The organism is Acidovorax sp. SRB_24 (genome assembly GCF_012931925.1).
The window spans coordinates 42,315-61,672 of the sequence record NZ_MWOM01000008.1; the positions used below are offsets into that span (position 1 = coordinate 42,315).

Sequence of the window (19,358 nt, forward strand, 5' to 3'; positions counted from 1 at the left end):
CAGGCCAGCGCCAAGCGCGCCGTGGCCATTGCGCTGCGCAACCGCTGGCGCCGCCAGCAGGTGCCCGAGGGGCTGCGCCAGGAAATCACGCCCAAGAACATCCTCATGATCGGCCCCACGGGGGTGGGCAAAACCGAGATCGCGCGGCGCCTGGCGCGCCTGGCGCAGGCCCCGTTCATCAAGGTCGAGGCCACCAAGTTCACCGAAGTGGGCTACGTGGGCAAGGATGTGGACGCCATCGTCCGCGACCTGGCCGAGATCGCCGTCAAGCAGGAGCGCCAGGCCCAGGTGCAGCGCGTGCGCGCGCGCGCCGAAGACGCGGCCGAGGAGCGCATCCTCGATGCGCTGCTTCCGGCCGCGCGCACGGCCGACGCCGAGCCCCCGGCCGAGAGCGCGGCACGCCAGGTGTTCCGCAAGAAACTGTGCGAAGGCCAGCTCGACGACAAGGAGGTCGAGATCGACGTGGCCGACGCCCGGCCGCAGCTCGAGATCATGGGCCCGCAAGGCATGGAGGAGATGGCCGAGCAGTTGCGCGGCGTCTTCAGCCAGATGGGGCAGGAGAAGCGCCGCACACGCAAGCTCAAGATCGCAGAGGCGCGCAAACTGCTCATCGATGAAGAGGCCGGCAAGCTGGTCAACGAGGAAGAAATCAAGGTCCGCGCCATCGCCAGCGCCGAACAGAACGGCATCGTCTTCATCGACGAGATCGACAAGGTGGCCACCCGCCAGGAGAGCAGCGGCGCGGACGTGTCGCGCCAGGGGGTGCAGCGCGACCTGCTGCCGCTGGTCGAGGGCACAGCCGTGTCGACCAAGTACGGCATGGTGCGCACCGACCACATCCTGTTCATCGCTTCGGGGGCGTTCCACCTGGCCAAGCCCAGCGACCTGATTCCCGAGCTGCAGGGGCGTTTCCCGATCCGCGTCGAGCTCGAGTCGCTGTCGGTGCAGGACTTCGAGGCCATCCTCACGCAGACGCACGCCTCGCTCGTCAAGCAGTACCAGGCGCTGCTGGCCACCGAGGGCGTGGCGCTGGAATTCCTGCCCGAGGGCATCACGCGCCTGGCGCAGATCGCCTTCGAGGTCAACGAGCGCACGGAGAACATCGGCGCGCGCCGCCTCTCCACCGTGATGGAGCGCCTGCTCGACGAGGTCAGCTTCGACGCGGCCCACCGCGCCGGCCAGACGCTGCGCGTGGACAGCGCCTACGTCGACGAGCGGCTGCGGGCGTTGAGCCAGGACGAGGACCTGTCGCGCTACATCCTTTGAGCGCCGACGGGCGCTGCCGCGTTGGGCAGGGTGTGCGTCGGGTACAGCTAGTAACACGCGGCGGCCTGCAGGCTGACCCCCAGGCTTAAGGACTTACTTGCACAGCCGCCGCTAACTGCCCATCCTGTAAAGGATTTTGCCTTTCCTTGCCTTTGTGGCGCCTGCCATTTCCTGGCTAAGTTGTTGATTTCATTGCAAGAAGATGTTGGCGCCCTGCCGCGTGGGGCGCTTTTCCTGCTACAGTGCAAAAAAGTGCAATTAAGTGGTGAAACGCCCGTTGTTGCGCTGTCTGGCGTCCGTCGCATCAACAAACAAGCTGGGGTGTCTGTCTGTGTTCCAAGGGGCTTCATCGCTGAGTCTGGATGCCAAGGGGCGGCTGTCTGTGCCGACCCGGCACCGTGACGTCTTGAGCGCGACCGCCGCGGGCCAGCTGACGATCACCAAGCACCCGCACGGCTGCCTCATGATTTTTCCGCGCCCCGAGTGGGAGAAATTCCGTGAGCGCGTGGCCCAGCTGCCCATGTCTGCCCAGTGGTGGAAGCGCATCTTCCTGGGCAATGCGATGGATGTGGAGATGGATGCCACCGCCCGGGTGCTGGTGTCCCCCGAACTGCGCCAGGCCGCGGGCATCAGCCGCGAGACCATGCTGCTGGGCATGGGCAACCATTTCGAGCTTTGGGACAAGGGCACCTACGACGCGCAAGAGGCCCAGGCCATGCAAGGCGAGATGCCCGACGTCTTCAAGGACTTTTCTTTCTGAAGGCGCACGTGAACGCAGAACTACGACACACCACCGTGCTGCTCGATGAAGCGGTCGATGCCTTGCTCGGCGGCGCCGATGCAGCGCCCGCAGGAACCTGGATCGATGCCACGTTTGGGCGGGGCGGCCATTCGCGGCGCATCCTCTCACGGCTTGGCGCGCAGGGGCGCCTCGTGGCCTTTGACAAGGACCCCGAGGCCATCGCCGAAGCAGCGCGCATCCCCGATGCGCGTTTTTCGATTCGCCACCAGGGCTTTCGCCAGCTCGCCGACCTGCCGCCTGCCAGCGCCGCCGGGGTGCTGCTCGACCTGGGTGTGAGCTCGCCGCAGATCGACAGCCCGGGGCGCGGATTCAGTTTCCGGTTCGACGGTCCGCTGGACATGCGCATGGACACCACGCGCGGCGAAAGCGTGGCCCAGTGGCTCGCCAGCGCCGAAGTGGGGCAGATTGCGGAGGTGATACGTGAATACGGTGAAGAACGGTTTGCTGGCCCCATTGCAAAGGCGATTGTTGCGCGCCGGCAAGAGCGCGGCCCCCTCGCGACCACCGCCGAGCTGGCCGATCTCGTGGCTGGCGCGGTCAAGACCCGCGAAGCGGGCCAGAACCCGGCCACGCGCACCTTTCAGGCTTTTCGGATTTTCATCAACGCCGAGCTCGAAGAGCTGCAGCAGGCGTTAGAGGCCAGCCTTTCGGTGCTGCAGCCGGGCGGGCGCCTGGTGGTGATCAGCTTCCATTCGCTCGAAGACCGCATCGTCAAGCAGTTCATCGCCGAGCACTCGAAAGAGGTGTACGACCGGCGCGCGCCGTTTGCGCCGCCCAAGGCCATGCGCCTGAGGGCGCTGGCGCGCATCAAGCCGAGCGCTGCGGAAGTGGCCGCCAACCCGCGCGCGCGCAGCGCCGTGATGCGCGTGGCCGAGCGCACCGAGGTGCCGGCATGAGGCCAGGCGTGCCGCGCTGCTTTGTGTCCGGTCCGCTCCTGGCGGCAGCGCCGCGCACGCGCCGCCGCAGCAAGGGGCGCACATGATGCGGCTCAACGTCGTGCTGTTGCTGGCGGTGTTGGCCAGCAGCCTGTACCTGGTGCGCACGCAGTACGAGTCGCGCCTGCTGTACACCGAGCTCGACCGTGCGGTGGGCGAGGCGCGGCGCCTGGAGACCGAGCACGAGCGCCTGCGCGTCGAAAAGCGCGCGCAGGCCACGCCGCTGCGCGTGGAGGCACTGGCGCGGGCGCAACTGCAGATGCGCACCGCCACGCCCGCGATCACGCAGTACGTCTCCGATCCCGCGCCCGCCGCAGCGCCGCCGGGTGCTCCAGCGCCGGGGGCGCGCCCATGAGCCGCAGCGTGCTCTATACGTCCAGCCCGCTGCTGGCGAGCAAGACGCCCGTGTGGCGCAGCAAGCTCATCGTGGCGCTGATCGCGCTGGGCTTTGCCGGCCTGGGCGCGCGTGCCGCCTACGTGCAGGTGGTGGGCAACGACTTCTTCCAGCGCCAGGGCGAGGTGCGCTTTGCACGCACGCTGGAGCTGCCGGCCAACCGCGGCAAGATCCTCGACCGCAACGGCCTGATCCTGGCGTCCAGCGTGCCGGCCGCGAGCATCTGGGCCATTCCCGAAGACGTGGACCTGCAGGACGCCGAGGTGCGCGCCAAGCTTCCGCAGTTGGCCAGGCTCATGGACATGCCACTGGCCGCTTTGAACGCCAAGCTGGCCGATGAGGACAAGAGCTTCGTCTGGGTCAAGCGCCAGCTCGACTGGGACGTAGGCCAGCAGATTGCCGCGCTCGGCATCAAGGGCATCTACCAGCGCAAGGAATACAAGCGCCAGTACCCCGAAGGCGAATCGGCGGCGCACGTGGTCGGTTTCACCAACGTCGAAGACAAGGGCCAGGAAGGCATGGAGCTGGCCTTCAACGACCAGCTGGCGGGCAAGGCCGGCTCGCGCCGCGTCATCAAGGACCGCCTGGGCCGTGTCGTCGAAGGCGTGGGCGAAACGGTGCCGCCCATGGACGGGCGCGACATGCAGCTGTCGATCGACAGCAAGGTGCAGTTCTTTGCCTACCAGAAGCTGCGCGACCAGGTGATTGCGCACAAGGCCAAGGCCGGCACCGTGGTCGTGCTCGACGCCATCACGGGCGAGGTGCTCGCGCTGGCCAACTACCCGAGCTACGTGCCCGACAAGCGCAGCAACCTGACCGGCGAACAGCTGCGCAACCGCGCGCTCACCGACACCTTCGAGCCGGGATCGACCATCAAGCCGTTCACCATTGGCCTGGCGCTCGAGAGCGGGCGCGTGCGCCCCGGCACCATCGTCGACACCAGCCCGGGGCGCATCACCATCACCGGCTCCACCATCTCCGACACGCGCAACCATGGCGTGCTGACGGTGGAAGGCGTGATCCAGACCTCGAGCAACGTCGGCACGACCAAGCTGGCCATGCAGATGCCGGCGCGCGAGATGTGGGAGACGTTCTCGGCCGCCGGCTTTGGGCAGAAGCCGCAGATCGCCTTCCCGGGCGCCGTGAGCGGCAAGCTACGGCCCTACAAGACCTGGCGCCCGATCGAGCAGGCCACGATGTCGTACGGCTATGGCCTCTCGGCCAGCATGTTTCAGATGGCGCGTTCGTACACGGTGTTTGCGCACGACGGCCAGATCATTCCAGCCACCATGCTCAAAAGCGACCAGCCGGCCGCCGGCGTGCCGGTGTTTTCTGCGCGCACCGCGGCCGAAGTGCGCAAGATGCTGCACATGGCAGCCGGCCCGGGCGGCACCGGCCAGCGCGCACAGACCCAGGGGTATTCGGTGGGCGGCAAATCGGGCACGGCGCGCAAGCAGGTCGGCAAGACCTATGCGTCGGGCAAGTACCGCGCCTGGTTCACCGGCATGGCCCCCATCGACAAGCCGCGCATCATCGTCGCCGTGATGGTCGACGAACCCAACAACGGCACCTACTACGGCGGCACCGTGGCCGCCCCGGTGTTCAGCGAAGTGGTGCAGCAGACATTGCGCATGATGGGCGTGCAGCCCGACATGGAAGTCAAGCCGCAGATCGTCGCCGACGTGGTCGAGGAGACGCTGTGATGCACCGGCTCGACAACGCCACCCAGGCCGTTGAGTGGCTGCGCGCGCGCGTCACGGGCACGCTGCAGACCGACAGCCGCCAGGTCGCCCCCGGCGATGGCTTCATCGCCTGGCCCGGCGCCGCGACCGATGGCCGCGCCCACGTGGCCGATGCCCTGGCGCGCGGCGCCGCGGCCTGCCTGGTCGAGCAGGCCGGTGCCGAGCCCTTTGGCTTGCGCGGCGAACACATGGCGGCGCTGCTGGGGCTGAAGGCCGCCACTGGCGAGATCGCGGCGCAGTGGTTCGGCAGGCCCTCGCAGGCGCTCGCCGTGGTGGCCTTCACCGGCACCAACGGCAAGACCAGCAGCGCCTGGTGGCTGGCCGGAGCGCTATCGAAAAGCGAGCTGCCAGCGCTTGCCCCGTGTGCGCTGGTGGGCACTTTGGGCATGGCTGTGGTGGCGGGCGCCGCGCCGCAGCTCGAAACCACGGGCATGACCACGCCCGACCCGGTGCGCTTGCAGCGCGCCTTCCGCGGGTTTGCCGACGCCGGCGCGCGCACCTGCGCCATCGAGGCCTCCTCCATCGGGCTGGCCGAGCACCGGCTCGCGGGCACGCACATCCGCGTCGCCGTTTTCACCAATTTCACGCAGGACCACCTCGACTACCACGGCAGCATGGCATCCTACTGGCAGGCCAAGGCGGCGCTGTTCGACTGGCCCGGCCTGCAGGCGGTGGTGGTCAACACCGACGACGCGCACGGCGCCGCGCTGCATGCGACGCTGGCGGGGCGCGGGCTTGACCTGTGGAGCGTCTCGCTGCGCCCCGGCGCGCGCCTGCATGCCGAGGGCATCCGCTTTGGCGACGCCGGCCTGCGCTTCACCGTCGTCGAAGGCGCGGAGCGCCAGGTGCTCCACACCGCGGTGATCGGCGAATACAACGTCTCCAACCTGCTGGGCGTGCTGGCCGCGATGCGCGCGCTGGGCGTGCCGCTGGCGCGCGCCGTGCAGGCCTGCGCGGCGCTGCAGCCGGTGCCCGGGCGCATGGAGCGCATCGTCGCCGCAGGCCAGCCCCTGGTCGCGGTGGACTACGCCCACACGCCCGACGCGCTCGATCAGGCGCTGCGCGCGCTGCGCCCCCTGGCGGCCGAGCGCGGCGGCCAGCTGTGGTGCGTGTTCGGTTGCGGCGGCGACCGCGATGCGACCAAGCGCCCGCTGATGGGTGCGGCCGCGCAGCGCCAGGCCGACTGGGTGGTGGTCACGAGCGACAACCCGCGCAGCGAAGACCCGGCGCACATCATCCACCAGGTGCTGCAGGGCACGATCGCCGGCGAAACCGTGCGCGCCGAGCCCGACCGCGCCGCCGCCATTGCGCTGGCCCTGGCCGAGGCCGATGCCCGCGACGTGGTGCTGATCGCCGGCAAGGGCCACGAAGACACCCAGGAGACGGCGGGCGTGCGCCGGCCTTTTTCCGACATGGGCCAGGCGCGTGCCGCGCTGCAGGCCCGCAAAGCTACAGCCACTAGGGGAATGATGAACCTGCAGCAGGCTTTTGAATGGGTGCGCCAGCGCGTGCCGCAAGCACGCCTGGTGGGCGATGGGGCGCAGACGCTGCAGCGCGTGCACACCGACAGCCGCACGCTGCAGCCGGGCGACCTGTTCGTGGCCCTGCGCGGCGAGCGCTTTGACGCCAACGCCTTCTTGCCACAGGCGCGCGCCATGGGGGCCACGGCCGCCATCGCGCACGGCGGCCTGGACGCAGCGGGCCTGCCCGGCATCGAAGTGCCCGACACCCTGCAGGCGCTCGGCGCGCTGGCCGCCGGCTGGCGCGCGCAGTTTGCGCTGCCGCTGGTGGCCGTCGCGGGCAGCAACGGCAAGACCACGGTGACGCAGATGGTGGCATGCACCCTGGCCGCGCAGGCGGGCGAGGCGGCGTTTGCCACGCGCGGCAACTTCAACAACGCCATCGGCGTGCCGCAGACCCTGCTGCGGCTGGGTGCGCAGCATCGCTTGGGCGTGGTCGAGCTGGGCATGAACCACCCGGGCGAAATCGCCTATTTGGCCGATCTGGTGCGGCCCACCGTGGCGCTGGTCAACAACGCGCAGCGCGAGCACCTCGAATTCATGCACACCGTGCAGGCGGTGGCCGAGGAGAACGGCTCGGTGCTGGCAGCGCTGCCCGCCCATGGCGTGGCCGTGTTCCCGGCCGGCGATGCCTATACCGCGCTGTGGCGCCGCCTGGCCGGCGCACGCCGCTGCCTCACCTTTGGCGATGCCAGCGACGCCGATGTGCGCTGCACGCACGCCCAGTGGGCGCACGGCGCGTGGCAGGTGCAGATCGCCACGCCCCAGGGCCCGCTGCAGTGTGCGCTGCACATTGCCGGCCGCCACAACGTGACCAACGCGCTGGCGGCCACGGCCTGCGCGCTGGCGGCCGGCGTGCCGCTGTCCGCCATCGCCCAGGGCCTGGCGGCATTCACGCCCGTCCAGGGGCGCTCGCGCGCGTTCAGCGTGGACCGCGGAGCGCGCGCCCTCACCGTGGTGGACGACAGCTACAACGCCAACCCCGACTCCATGCGCGCCGCCATCGACGTGCTGGCCGAGCTGCCGGCGCCGCGCCTGCTGGTGATGGGCGACATGGGCGAGGTCGGCGACCAGGGGCCGCAGTTCCACGCCGAGGCCGGCGCGCACGCACAGGCGCGCGGCATCGAGCAGCTGTTCACGCTGGGCGTGCAGGCTGCGCACGCCGCCGCCGCCTTTGGCGGCGGGCGGCATTTTGACAACATGGCACGGCTGCAGACAGCCGTGCGCGAAGCGCTGCCCACGGTGGGCAGCGTACTGGTGAAGGGATCAAGGTTCATGAAGATGGAGCAGGTGCTGGCGGCGATCGAGCCCGCCACCCCCACAGACAACGCCGCGCAGGAGGCCCCCCATGGCGAAACGCGCTGACCCCTTTTCGGCGTTTGTCACAGGTGCCGCATGCTGATATGGCTCGCCCAATGGCTGCAAGGCCTGTCGCCCGAGTTCGGCTTTTTCCGCGTCTTCCAGTACCTGACCCTGCGTGCCCTGATGGCGGCCATGACGGCGCTGCTGATCGGCCTGTTCGCCGGGCCGCGTGTGATCCGGCACCTGACCGAACTGAAAATCGGCCAGCCCATCCGCACCAACGGCATGGAGACGCACCACGTCAAGAGCGGCACGCCCACCATGGGCGGCGTGCTGATCCTGCTGGCGATCACGGTCTCGACCCTGCTGTGGGCCGACCTCTCCAACCGCTTTGTCTGGATCGTGCTGGCCGTCATGATCGGCTTTGGCGCCATCGGCTGGGCCGACGACTGGCGCAAGGTGGTCTACAAAGACCCCAACGGCATGCGCTCGCGTGAGAAGTACCTGTGGCAATCCGCCATCGGCATGCTGGCTGCGCTCTACCTCGTGTTCAGCATTTCCGAGAACTCCAACGCGCGCGTGTTCGAGCTGTTCGTGACCTGGGTGCGATCGGGCTTCGCGCTCGACCTGCCGCCCAAGGCCGGCCTGCTGCTGCCGTTCTTCAAGGAGATCAGCTACCCGCTCGGGGTGCTGGGCTTCGTGCTGCTGACCTATTTGGTCATCGTCGGCTCCAGCAACGCCGTCAACCTGACCGATGGTCTCGACGGCCTGGCCATCATGCCGGTCGTCATGGTCGGCTCGGCGCTGGGTGTGTTCGCCTATGTGACGGGCAGCGCGGTCTATTCCAAATACCTGCTGTTCCCGCACATTCCGGGTTCGGGCGAACTGCTGGTCTTCTGCTCGGCCATGGCCGGCGCGGGACTGGCCTTCCTGTGGTTCAACACCCACCCGGCGCAGGTCTTCATGGGCGACGTGGGCGCGCTCGCGCTGGGTGCGGCGCTGGGCACTATTGCCGTGATCGTGCGCCAGGAAATCGTGCTCGCCATCATGGGCGGCATCTTCGTGGTCGAGGCCCTCTCGGTGATGCTGCAGGTCACGTGGTTCAAGTTCACCAAGCGCCGCTTCGGCGAAGGCCGGCGCCTGTTGCGCATGGCGCCGCTGCACCACCATTTTGAAAAGAGCGGCTGGAAGGAGACGCAGGTGGTGGTGCGCTTCTGGATCATCACCATGCTGCTGTGCCTGGTGGGCCTGTCGACCCTGAAACTGCGATGAACACGGACCTCGACGATCTCTCCCCCGGCGGCGCAGACGCGGCGCCGGAGGCGGCCGTGTCCGTGGCGGACCTGCCGGGGGCCGGGCCGTCGCCCGAGGCCGGTGCGGGCGCTGCCATGCACGAGACCACGCCCGCCATGGTGGGCACGGACCCCCTGGCGCCCGGCTCCGCGCCCGCGCTGTCCGCGGCGCAGGACGCCGCCGCGTTCGTGGCCCGGATCTTTGCGGAGGCCGCCGCGCCCGAGCCCGCGGCCGACATTCCCGCGCCGCTGGCCGCTGGGGTCGCAGAGACTGCGCCAGTGCTGCCGCCGGTGGCCGCCGGCTGGCCCGGCGAGGGCGCCAAACCCCTGCAGGACCAGCACATCCTCATCCTGGGCCTGGGCGCCTCGGGCCTGGCCATGGCGCGCTGGGGTGTGCGCTGCGGCGCGCGCGTGACCGTGGCCGACTCGCGCGCGGCGCCGCCGCAACTGGCCACGCTGCAGCAAGAGCTGCCGCAGGTGCGCTTTGTGGCCGGCGCGTTCGGCGCGCACCTGGTCGAAGGCCAGGCGCTGGCGGCCGTGTACCGCTCGCCCGGCCTGAGTCCCGATGCGGTTGCTCCTGTATTGGTAGCTGCTTGCGCAGATGGGGTAAGCGTTGGAGGCGAATTAGACCTGTATTCCATGGCGCTGCAGGCGCTGCGCGCGGCGCACGGCTATGCGCCCGCGGTGCTGGCCATCACGGGCACCAACGGCAAGACCACCGTCACCGCGCTGACGGCGCAGCTCGTCGCGCACGCGGGCCGCACGGTCGCGGCGGCCGGCAACATCGGCCCGACGCTGCTCGACACCCTGGCCGCGCACATCGATGCGGGCACGCTGCCCGAGGTCTGGGTGCTGGAGCTGTCGAGCTTCCAGCTCGACAGCGCGGTCGGCTTCGAGCCCACGGCAGCCGCGGTGCTCAATCTCACGCAGGACCACCTGGACTGGCATGGCGACATGGCCGCCTACGCGGCGGCCAAGGCGCGCATCTTTGGCGCCGGCGCCCTGATGGTGCTCAACCGCGAAGACGCGTTGGTGATGGCCATGCTGCCGGCCCCCGAGCGCGTGAAATTGCAGAAGCCGCAGCTGCGCGCCCACGTCACCTTTGGCGGCGACATGCCCCAGCGCCCCGGTGACTTCGGCATCGAGACCGTGGGCGGCATGCCCTGGCTGGTGCGCGCGCTGGAGGCCGACGAAACGCGCAAGCGCGCGCGCGGCGCCGAAGCCGAGGCGCTGCACATCCAGCGCCTGATGCCCGCCGATGCGCTGCGCATCCGCGGGCGCCACAACGCCACCAATGCGCTGGCCGCGCTGGCGCTGGCGCAGGCGGCCGGGTGCGCGCTCGCGCCCATGCTCTACGGCCTGCGCGAATACCGCGGTGAGCCGCACCGGGTCGAGCCTGTGGGCATCCTGGACGGCATCGAATACTTTGACGACAGCAAGGGCACGAACGTCGGCGCCACGGTCGCGGCGCTCACCGGCCTGGGCGCGGACCGCCGGCTGGTCGTGATCCTGGGCGGCGACGGCAAGGGCCAGGACTTTGCGCCGCTGGCCGCGCCCGTGGCACGCTATGCGCGCGCCGTGGTGCTAATCGGCCGCGATGCGCCGCGCATCCGCCAGGCGCTCGAAGGCGCGGGCGTCGCCCTGCTCGGTGCGTCCGATCTGGCGCAGGCCGTGCAGCTGGCCAGCGAGCGCGCCCACGCTGGCGACGCCGTGCTGCTGTCGCCGGCCTGCGCCAGTTTTGACATGTTCCAGGACTATGAACACCGCGCGCAGGTGTTCCGCGCCGCGCTGCAGGCCCTGGCCGACGACGCCGGCCAGCCGCTGGAGGGTTTGTCGTGAGCGCCCCCGCCAGCGCCTGGCAGCGCATGGCCGGCTGGTTTGGCGGCCTCCCGGGCAAGGCCGCCGACGTGCTGCCCGTGCGCATCGGCGGCACCGAGTACCGCAGGACCACGGCCACGCCTGCGCGCGTGCTGGGCTTCGACCAGGCGCTGCTGTGGGTCGTGGTGGCGCTGCTGGCCTGGGGGCTGGTGATGGTGTATTCGGCCTCGATCGCCATGCCCGACAACCCGCGCTTTGGCAAGATCGCGCCCACGCACTTTCTACTGCGCCATGTCTTTGCGCTGGTGATGGCCTTTGTCGCGGCGCTGCTGGCGTTCCAGATCCCCATGGCCACCTGGGAGCGCTCGGCGCGTGTGCTGTTCCTGTTCTCGCTGGCCCTGCTGGTGGCGGTGCTGATCCCGCACGTCGGCACGGTGGTCAACGGCGCACGCCGCTGGCTGTCGCTGGGCGTCATGAACTTTCAGCCGTCCGAGCTGGCGAAGTTTGCCGTGCTGGTCTACGCCGCCGACTACATGTGCCGCAAGATGGACGTGAAGGAGCGGTTCTTCCGCGCCGTGCTGCCCATGGGCGCTGCCGTGGCGGTGGTGGGCGGGCTGCTGCTCGCCGAGCCCGACATGGGCGCCTTCATGGTGATTGCCGTGATCGCCATGGGCATCCTGTTCCTGGGTGGCGTGAACGCGCGCATGTTCTTCCTGATCGCTGCCGTGCTGGTGGCGGCCTTTGCGATGATGGTGATGATGAGCGACTGGCGGCGCGAGCGCATCTTCGCCTACCTCGACCCCTGGAGCGCCAAGCACGCGCTGGGCAAGGGCTACCAGCTCTCGCACTCGCTGATCGCCATTGGCCGGGGCGAGATCTTCGGCGTCGGGCTGGGGGGCAGCGTCGAAAAACTCCACTGGCTGCCCGAGGCGCACACCGACTTCCTGCTCGCCGTGATCGGCGAGGAGTTCGGCCTGGTCGGCGTGCTCACGCTGATCGTGATGTTCCTGTGGATGACGCGCCGCATCATGCACATCGGCCGCCAGGCGATCGCGCTCGACCGCGTGTTCTCGGGCCTCGTGGCGCAGGGGGTGGCGATCTGGATGGGCTTTCAGGCCTTCATCAACATGGGCGTGAACCTGGGCGCGCTGCCGACCAAGGGGCTGACGCTGCCGCTGATGAGCTTTGGCGGCTCGGCCATTCTGATGAACCTGGTGGCGCTGGCGGTGGTCTTGCGCGTCGACTACGAGAACAAACTCCTCATGAGAGGGGGGCGTGTATGAGTCAGAAAACGGCGCTCATCATGGCCGGCGGCACGGGCGGCCACATCTTCCCGGGCCTGGCCGTGGCGCAGGAGCTGCGTGCGCGCGGCTGGCGCGTGCACTGGCTGGGCGCGCCGGGCAGCATGGAGTCGCGCATCGTGCCGGCCCAGGGCTTTGCGCTCGAGACTATCGACTTCGGCGGCGTGCGCGGCAAGGGCGTGCTGACGCTCGCGCTGCTGCCGCTGCGCCTGCTGCGCGCCTTCTCGCAGGCGCTGGCCGTGGTGCGGCGCGTGCGGCCCGACGTGGTCGTCGGCCTGGGTGGCTACATCAGCTTCCCGGGCGGCATGATGGCCGTGCTCGCCGGCAAGCCGCTGGTGCTCCACGAACAGAACTCGGTGGCCGGCCTGGCCAACCGCGTGCTGGCCGGCGTCGCCGACCGGGTGTTCACCGCCTTCCCCAACGTCTTCAAAAAGGCGCAGTGGGTCGGCAACCCGCTGCGCGCGGCGTTCACGCAGCAGCCGGGGCCGGCCGAGCGCTTTGCCGGCCGCAGCGGGCCGCTGCGCCTGCTGGTGGTGGGCGGCAGCCTGGGCGCGCGCGCGCTCAACGAGATCGTGCCGCTGGCGCTGGCGCTGATGCCCGCGGACCGGCGCCCTGTGGTCACGCACCAAAGCGGCGCGGCGCAGATCGACGCGCTGCGCGCCCGTTACGCCGCCGCCGGGGTCGAGGCCGAGCTCACGCCGTTCATCGACGACACCGCCAGCGCGTTCGCCGCGGCCGACATCATCGTCTGCCGCGCGGGCGCCAGCACCGTCACCGAGATCGCTGCCATCGGCGCGGCCGCCGTGTTCGTGCCGTTTCCATCGGCGGTGGACGACCACCAGACTACCAACGCCCAGTTCCTGGTGCAGGCCGGCGGCGGCTGGCTCGTCCAGCAGCGCGACCTGTCGCCGCAGGGGCTGGCACAAATGCTACAAAATATGGAGCGTCCCGCGCTTGTAGAGCGGGCGCTAAAGGCCAAAAACATGCAAAAAATCAATGCGACCCGGGAAGTGGTCACCGCGTGCGAGGAGCTGGCAGCATGAAGCACGCCATTCGCCCCATCGCCCATTTCGTCGCGAACATAGGACACGCCGACGAGCCGTCTTTCATGGAGGCAATGCGATGAAGCACGCCATTCGCCACATCCATTTCGTCGGCGTGGGCGGCTCGGGCATGAGCGGCATTGCCGAGGTGCTTTTCAACCTCGGCTATGGCGTCTCGGGCTCGGACCTGGCTGACAGCGCCACGCTGCGCCGCCTGCAGGCGCTGGGCATCGCCACGCACCTGGGCCACGCGGCCGCGCACATTGCCGGCGCCGACGCCGTGGTCACCTCGACGGCGGTGCAGGCCGACAACCCCGAGGTGGTCGCCGCGCGGGCCAAGAAGATCCCCGTGGTGCCGCGCGCGCTGATGCTGGCCGAGCTCATGCGCCTCAAGCGCGGCATCGCGATTGCCGGCGCGCATGGCAAGACCACGACCACCAGCCTGGTCACCAGCGTGCTGGCCGAGGCGGGGCTCGACCCGACCTTCGTGATCGGCGGGCGCCTGAACAGCGCCGGGGCCAATGCGCGCCTGGGGCAAGGCGACTACATCGTGGTCGAGGCCGACGAGTCCGATGCCTCGTTCCTGAACCTGCTGCCCGTGATGGCCGTCGTCACCAACATCGACGCCGACCACATGGAGACCTATGGCCACGACTTTGGCCGGCTCAAGAAGGCCTTTGTCGACTTCCTGCACCGCATGCCGTTCTATGGCACGGCCATTCTGTGCACCGACAACCCGGCCGTGCGCGAGATCGTGCCCCAGGTCACCTGTCCGATCACCAGCTACGGCTTTGCCGAAGACGCGCAGGTGCGCGCCATCAACGTGCGCGCGCAGGCCGGCCAGATGCGCTTCACGGTGCAGCGCAGCAACGGCGTCACGCTGCCCGACCTCGAGGTGGTGCTGAACCTGGCGGGCGAGCACAACGTGCTCAACGCGCTGGCGGCGATCGCCGTCGCGGTGGAGCTGGGCATTTCCGACGATGCCGTGCTGCGCGCGCTCGCCAGCTTCAAGGGCGTGGGCCGGCGCTTCCAGCGCTATGGCGAGGTGCCCGCCAAGGGCGGTGGCCATTTCACGGTGATCGACGACTACGGCCACCACCCGGTAGAGATGGCGGCCACGCTGGCGGCGGCGCGCGGCGCCTTTCCGGGCCAGCGCCTGGTGCTGGCCTTCCAGCCGCACCGCTACACCCGAACGCGCGATTGCTTCGAGGATTTCATCAAGGTGATCGGCAGCGCCGATGCCGTGCTGCTCACCGAGGTCTATGCCGCGGGCGAGGCGCCGGTGGTGGCCGCCGATGGCCGTGCGCTGGCACGGGCCCTGCGGGTGGCCGGCCGCGTGGAGCCGCATTTTGTCGAAAACGTGGCCGATCTGCCCCAGACCATTGCCGACGGCGCGCGCGCCGGCGACGTGGTGCTGTGCATGGGCGCGGGCTCCATCGGCACCGTGGCCGCCAAGGTGGTCGATTTGCTACAAAATAGTGAGCTTGTGGTGTTGGACGGGAGCAGGTTGTGAGTGCATGGAATAAAAAAGTGGAGGCTGCCGCGCTGGGCAAGGTTGCCGTGCTGATGGGGGGAGCCTCGGCCGAGCGCGAGGTGTCGCTGATGTCGGGTGCCGGCGTGCTGCAGGCGCTGCGCGCGCGCGGCGTGGACGCACATGCGTTCGATCCGGCGCACGCCGGGCTCGGCGCGCTGCAGCGCGACGGGTATGCGCGCTGCTTCATTGCGCTGCACGGCCGCCACGGCGAAGACGGCACGGTGCAGGGCGCGCTCGAACTCATGGGCATTCCGTACACCGGCCCCGGCGTGCTGGCGTCGAGCATTGCCATGGACAAGATCATGACCAAGCGCCTGTGGCGCGCCGACGGACTACCTACGCCCGACTGGCGCCTGGTGGCCAGCAGCGAAGAGACGCTGCAGGCGCTGCAGGCGCTGGGTGCACCGATGATCGTCAAGCCCTCGCGCGAGGGCTCGACCCTGGGCCTGACGAAGGTCACCACGCCCGAGGAATGCGCGCAGGCCTACCTGCTTGCCTCGCGTTACGACCCCGAGGTGCTGTGCGAGCAGTTCATCGAGGGCGACGAGACCACCTGCCCGGTGCTGGGCGTCGGTGCCAGCGCGCACGCGCTGCCCGTGATCCGCATCGTGGCGCCGCAGGGCAACTACGACTACCAGAACAAGTATTTCACCGACGACACGCAGTACCACTGCCCGAGCGGCCTGCCCGATGCCGAGGAGCGCGAGATCCAGCGCATCGTGGTGCAGGCATTCCGCTCGCTGGGCTGCCGCGGTTGGGCACGGGCCGACATCATGGTCCGGGCCAGCGACCGCCAGCCCTTCCTGCTGGAGATCAACACCTCGCCCGGCATGACCGGGCACTCGCTCGTGCCGATGTCCGCGCGTGCCGCGGGCATCAGCTACGAAGACCTGTGCCTGCAGCTGCTGGCCGGCGCCACGCTCGACAACCCGCAGGGCGCATGCCCCGTGGCCACGCAAGGAACGCCTGCATGACCGACTCGCTGCCCGCGCCGCTGGACGTCAAGCTCATGAACCTGACCGCATCGGTCCTGTTCGTGGCTTGCGCGGGCCTGGCGCTGGCAGCCAGCGCGTGGTGGCTGCTGCGCCACCCGGCGTTTTCGATCGGGCGCATCGTCGTGCAGGGCGAGCTGGTGCACAACAACGCCGTGACGCTGCGCGCCAATGTGACGCCGCAACTCGTCGGCAACTTCTTCACCATCCACCTGGGCGCTGCGCGCGAGGTTTTTGAGCAGGTGCCCTGGGTGCGCAGTGCCCAGGTGCGGCGCGAGTTTCCGCGCACGCTGCGCGTGGTGCTGCAGGAGCACCACGCCGTGGCGCACTGGGGCCCGGAGTCGGGCTCGACCCTGCTCAACAGCCAGGGCGAGGTGTTCGATGCCGGCGGCGACGCGGACCAGGACGATCTGCCGCGGCTCAATGGCCCGGCCGACCATTCCACCCAGGTGCTGGCCATGTACCAGCAGCTGCTGCCCGCGTTCGGGCCACTGGGACTCGAGTTGGAGGGGCTGGAGATGTCCAGCCGGGGCGGCTGGCGCGCGACGCTCGACAGCGGCGCGGTGGTGGAATTGGGAGGGGGCACCCCCGAGGAAGTGGCGCAGCGCACGCAACGTTTTGTGCGCACGCTCACGCAGGTGGCGGCGCAGTACAAGCGCCGCGCGGATGCCCTGGAGTCGGCCGACCTGCGCCACACCGGAGGTTACGCCCTGCGCTTGCGCGGCGTGACCACGGTGGTGCAGGGCGCCACGCCGGCAAAACGCCGGTAGAGCGGCACAGAAAAACGAAGGGCAGACACGCATATGGCAAGAGAATACAAAGATGTGGTGGTGGGGCTGGACATCGGCACGGCCAAGATCATGGCCGTCGTCGCCGAGGTTCTGCCCAACGGCGAGCTCAAGCTCGCCGGCCTGGGGGTGGCGCCCAGCAATGGCCTCAAGCGCGGCGTGGTCGTGAACATCGACGCCACCGTGCAGAGCATCCAGCAGGCGCTGAAAGAGGCCGAGCTCATGGCCGACTGCAAGATCCAGCGCGTCTACACCGGCATCACCGGCAGCCACATCCGCGGCCTCAATTCGAGCGGCATGGTGGCCGTGAAGGACAAGGAGGTCACCGCTGCCGACGTGGCGCGCGTGGTCGAGACCGCCAAGGCCATCAACATCTCCAGCGACCAGCGCCTGCTGCTGGTCGAGCCGCAGGAGTTCGTGATCGACGGGCAGGATGTCAAAGAGCCCATCGGCATGAGCGGCATCCGCCTGGAAGCCAAGATCCACATCGTCACCGGCGCGCAGAGCGCGGCCGAGAACATCATCAAATGCGTACGCCGCTGCGGACTGGAGGTCGAGCAGCTGCTGCTCAATCCGCTCGCATCGAGCCAGGCCGTGCTGACCGACGACGAGCGCGAGCTCGGCGTGGCCCTGGTCGACATTGGCGCCGGAACCACCGATGTGGCGATCTTCACGGGCGGCGCGATCCGCCACACGGCGGTGATCCCGATCGCAGGCGACCTCATCACCAGCGACATCGCGATGGCGCTGCGCACGCCCACCAAGGACGCCGAAGACATCAAGGTCGAGAGCGGCTATGCCAAGCAGTTGCTGGCCGACCCCGAGGCGCAGGTCGAAGTGCCGGGCCTGGGCGACCGCGGCCCGCGCATGCTCAGCAAGCAGGCGCTCGCGGGCGTGATCGAGCCGCGCGTCGAAGAGATCTTCTCGCTGGTGCAGCAGGTCATCCGCGAGTCGGGTTACGAGGAAGTGCTGTCGTCGGGCATCGTGCTCACGGGCGGCAGCGTGGTCATGCCGGGCATGGTGGAACTGGGCGAGGACATTTTCCTCAAGCCCGTGCGCCGCGGCATCCCCAAGTATTCGAGCGCCCTGTCCGACATGGTGGCCCAGCCGCGGGCCGCCACGGTGATGGGGCAACTCGAAGAGGCGCGCCTGGCGCGCATGCGCGGATTCAAGGTGGCGCAAAAAAGCGGCTCCGTGAAAACCGCTTTTGGCCGGTTCAAGGACTTCATCGTGGGGAACTTCTGACCATGCCCAAACCGATCTGGGTCGTGCGTCCCCACCCTCCGCCGCGCGTGCGCTGGCGCGGCGCCGGTCCGCCGCGCGTGCACCGAAGTTGTTTGATTGTTTCCCAATTCACCATTGCTTTTCCGTCAGTAACAGGAGCTCCAACATGTCCATCGAAATGATCGAAGCCGAAGAATTCAACCAGGGCACCCAGATCAAGGTGATCGGTGTGGGCGGGGGCGGCAGCAACGCCGTCGAGCACATGATTGCGCGCGCCGTGCAGGGTGTGGAGTTCGTCAGTGCCAACACCGACGCCCAGGCGCTCACGCGCAGCTCCGCGCACCGCGTCATCCAGCTGGGCCAGAGCGGCCTGGGCGCGGGCAGCAAGCCCGAAAAAGGCCGCGAAGCCGCGGAAGCGGCCGTCGAAGACATCCGCAGCGCCATCCAGGGCGCCCACATGCTGTTCATCACCGCCGGCATGGGCGGCGGCACCGGCACCGGCGCCGCGCCGGTGATTGCGCGCGTGGCCAAGGAGATGGGCATCCTCACCGTCGGCGTGGTCACCAAGCCCTTCGACTGGGAGGGCGGGCGCCGCATGACCAACGCCGACAACGGCCTGGCCGAGCTCGAGGCCAATGTTGACTCGCTGATCGTGGTGCTCAACGAGAAGCTGCTCGATGTGCTGGGCGACGACATCACCCAGGACGAAGCCTTTGCGCACGCCAACGACGTGCTCAAGAACGCCGTGGGCGGCATCGCCGAAATCATCAACGAGTACGGCCATGTGAACGTCGACTTCGAAGACGTGCGCACCGTGATGGGCGAGCCCGGCAAGGCCATGATGGGAACGGCCACCGCCAGCGGCCCCGACCGCGCGCGCATTGCCGCCGAACAGGCCGTAGCCTGCCCGCTGCTCGAAGGCATCGACCTGTCGGGTGCCAAGGGCGTGCTGGTATTGGTGACCGCCGCCAAGGGCAACCTGAAACTGAGCGAATCGCGCCTGGCCATGAGCACCATCAACGCCTACGCCTCGCCCGACGCGCATGTCATCTACGGCGCCGCCTACGACGACAGCCTGGGCGAGGAGATCCGCGTCACCGTGGTGGCCACCGGCCTCTCGCGCCACAATGCGCGCCGCCAGTCGATGCAGGTGGTGCAGGGCAGCCTGCGCACCGGCACCGACAACCTGGCCTACCAGGTGCCGGTGGCGGGCGCGGCCATGGGCACGACGGTGCTGGGTTCTGCGGGCGGCACGAGCCAGACCGATTACGGCAGCATGGCCGTGCCCAGCGTCTGGCGCACCAACCGCACGCAGGCTGCGGCGCGCGTGGACGCCCTGTCGTCGGGCGGCATGGACGACCTGGAGATTCCAGCGTTCCTGCGCAAGCAGGCCGATTGAGCGGGA

Annotated in this window: 15 protein-coding genes; all 15 read left to right on the top strand. The window is 69.2% G+C overall.

Translation table 11 applies throughout. The features are described 5' to 3' along the window. Window positions 1-1,266 (top strand): ATP-dependent protease ATPase subunit HslU (gene hslU / locus B2J89_RS04390; RefSeq protein WP_205763695.1); only part of this gene is annotated, 1,266 nt, incomplete at its 5' end. Between the two features lie 331 nt (window positions 1,267-1,597). Beyond that, on the top strand, window positions 1,598-2,026 hold the full coding sequence (gene mraZ / locus B2J89_RS04395) for a division/cell wall cluster transcriptional repressor MraZ (protein WP_169168012.1): 429 nt from the start codon (window positions 1,598-1,600) through the stop codon (window positions 2,024-2,026). 8 nt (window positions 2,027-2,034) lie between these two features. Beyond that, window positions 2,035-2,964, top strand: a complete 930-nt coding sequence (gene rsmH, locus B2J89_RS04400) for a 16S rRNA (cytosine(1402)-N(4))-methyltransferase RsmH (protein ID WP_169168013.1) — start codon at window positions 2,035-2,037, stop codon at window positions 2,962-2,964. An 82-nt stretch (window positions 2,965-3,046) separates the two neighbouring features. Beyond that, a complete protein-coding gene (ftsL, locus tag B2J89_RS04405; protein ID WP_169168014.1) occupies window positions 3,047-3,358 on the top strand; it encodes a cell division protein FtsL in 312 nt (103 codons plus the stop codon). Beyond that, window positions 3,355-5,100 (top strand): penicillin-binding protein 2, encoded by a 1,746-nt coding sequence (locus B2J89_RS04410; RefSeq protein ID WP_169168015.1) that lies wholly within the window; start codon window positions 3,355-3,357, stop codon window positions 5,098-5,100. Before ftsL ends, B2J89_RS04410 begins: the two co-directional genes overlap by 4 nt. Next, complete coding sequence (gene murF / locus B2J89_RS04415) at window positions 5,100-8,024, top strand: bifunctional UDP-N-acetylmuramoyl-L-alanyl-D-glutamate--2,6-diaminopimelate ligase MurE/UDP-N-acetylmuramoyl-tripeptide--D-alanyl-D-alanine ligase MurF (protein WP_169168016.1); 2,925 nt, start codon at window positions 5,100-5,102, stop codon at window positions 8,022-8,024. The genes B2J89_RS04410 and murF overlap by 1 nt, the downstream gene beginning before the upstream one ends. Window positions 8,025-8,054: 30 nt before the next feature. Then, window positions 8,055-9,233 carry a phospho-N-acetylmuramoyl-pentapeptide-transferase gene (gene mraY / locus B2J89_RS04420; RefSeq protein ID WP_169168017.1) on the top strand — a complete coding sequence of 393 codons (1,179 nt, stop codon included), beginning with the start codon at window positions 8,055-8,057 and terminating at the stop codon, window positions 9,231-9,233. After that, window positions 9,230-11,092 carry a UDP-N-acetylmuramoyl-L-alanine--D-glutamate ligase gene (gene murD, locus B2J89_RS04425; protein WP_169168018.1) on the top strand — a complete coding sequence of 621 codons (1,863 nt, stop codon included), beginning with the start codon at window positions 9,230-9,232 and terminating at the stop codon, window positions 11,090-11,092. The genes mraY and murD overlap by 4 nt, the downstream gene beginning before the upstream one ends. Before the next feature lie 26 nt (window positions 11,093-11,118). After that, window positions 11,119-12,354 carry a putative lipid II flippase FtsW gene (gene ftsW / locus B2J89_RS04430; protein ID WP_169168064.1) on the top strand — a complete coding sequence of 412 codons (1,236 nt, stop codon included), beginning with the start codon at window positions 11,119-11,121 and terminating at the stop codon, window positions 12,352-12,354. Next, window positions 12,351-13,415, top strand: a complete 1,065-nt coding sequence (murG, locus tag B2J89_RS04435) for an undecaprenyldiphospho-muramoylpentapeptide beta-N-acetylglucosaminyltransferase (protein WP_169168019.1) — start codon at window positions 12,351-12,353, stop codon at window positions 13,413-13,415. Before ftsW ends, murG begins: the two co-directional genes overlap by 4 nt. 79 nt (window positions 13,416-13,494) lie before the next feature. After that, window positions 13,495-14,928 (top strand): UDP-N-acetylmuramate--L-alanine ligase, encoded by a 1,434-nt coding sequence (murC, locus tag B2J89_RS04440; RefSeq protein WP_169168020.1) that lies wholly within the window; start codon window positions 13,495-13,497, stop codon window positions 14,926-14,928. Next, window positions 14,925-15,923, top strand: a complete 999-nt coding sequence (locus B2J89_RS04445; RefSeq protein ID WP_169168021.1) for a D-alanine--D-alanine ligase — start codon at window positions 14,925-14,927, stop codon at window positions 15,921-15,923. Before murC ends, B2J89_RS04445 begins: the two co-directional genes overlap by 4 nt. Next, window positions 15,920-16,711 carry a cell division protein FtsQ/DivIB gene (locus B2J89_RS04450; protein ID WP_169168022.1) on the top strand — a complete coding sequence of 264 codons (792 nt, stop codon included), beginning with the start codon at window positions 15,920-15,922 and terminating at the stop codon, window positions 16,709-16,711. The genes B2J89_RS04445 and B2J89_RS04450 overlap by 4 nt, the downstream gene beginning before the upstream one ends. A 33-nt stretch (window positions 16,712-16,744) precedes the next feature. Then, window positions 16,745-17,974 carry a cell division protein FtsA gene (ftsA, locus tag B2J89_RS04455; protein WP_169168023.1) on the top strand — a complete coding sequence of 410 codons (1,230 nt, stop codon included), beginning with the start codon at window positions 16,745-16,747 and terminating at the stop codon, window positions 17,972-17,974. 145 nt (window positions 17,975-18,119) lie between these two features. After that, window positions 18,120-19,352 (top strand): cell division protein FtsZ, encoded by a 1,233-nt coding sequence (gene ftsZ, locus B2J89_RS04460; RefSeq protein WP_169168024.1) that lies wholly within the window; start codon window positions 18,120-18,122, stop codon window positions 19,350-19,352. Window positions 19,353-19,358 lie beyond the last annotated feature (6 nt).

What these genes read in the sequence shown, in the direction of transcription:
- ftsL (WP_169168014.1), top strand. Translation starts at nt 3,047, where the DNA reads ATGATGCGGCTCAACGTCGTGCTGTTGCTGGCGGTGTTGGCCAGCAGC.
- B2J89_RS04410 (WP_169168015.1), top strand. Translation starts at nt 3,355, where the DNA reads ATGAGCCGCAGCGTGCTCTATACGTCCAGCCCGCTGCTGGCGAGCAAG.
- murF (WP_169168016.1), top strand. Translation starts at nt 5,100, where the DNA reads ATGCACCGGCTCGACAACGCCACCCAGGCCGTTGAGTGGCTGCGCGCG.
- mraY (WP_169168017.1), top strand. Translation starts at nt 8,055, where the DNA reads ATGCTGATATGGCTCGCCCAATGGCTGCAAGGCCTGTCGCCCGAGTTC.
- murD (WP_169168018.1), top strand. Translation starts at nt 9,230, where the DNA reads ATGAACACGGACCTCGACGATCTCTCCCCCGGCGGCGCAGACGCGGCG.
- ftsW (WP_169168064.1), top strand. Translation starts at nt 11,119, where the DNA reads ATGGCCGGCTGGTTTGGCGGCCTCCCGGGCAAGGCCGCCGACGTGCTG.
- murG (WP_169168019.1), top strand. Translation starts at nt 12,351, where the DNA reads ATGAGTCAGAAAACGGCGCTCATCATGGCCGGCGGCACGGGCGGCCAC.
- murC (WP_169168020.1), top strand. Translation starts at nt 13,495, where the DNA reads ATGAAGCACGCCATTCGCCACATCCATTTCGTCGGCGTGGGCGGCTCG.
- B2J89_RS04450 (WP_169168022.1), top strand. Translation starts at nt 15,920, where the DNA reads ATGACCGACTCGCTGCCCGCGCCGCTGGACGTCAAGCTCATGAACCTG.
- ftsA (WP_169168023.1), top strand. Translation starts at nt 16,745, where the DNA reads ATGGCAAGAGAATACAAAGATGTGGTGGTGGGGCTGGACATCGGCACG.
- ftsZ (WP_169168024.1), top strand. Translation starts at nt 18,120, where the DNA reads ATGTCCATCGAAATGATCGAAGCCGAAGAATTCAACCAGGGCACCCAG.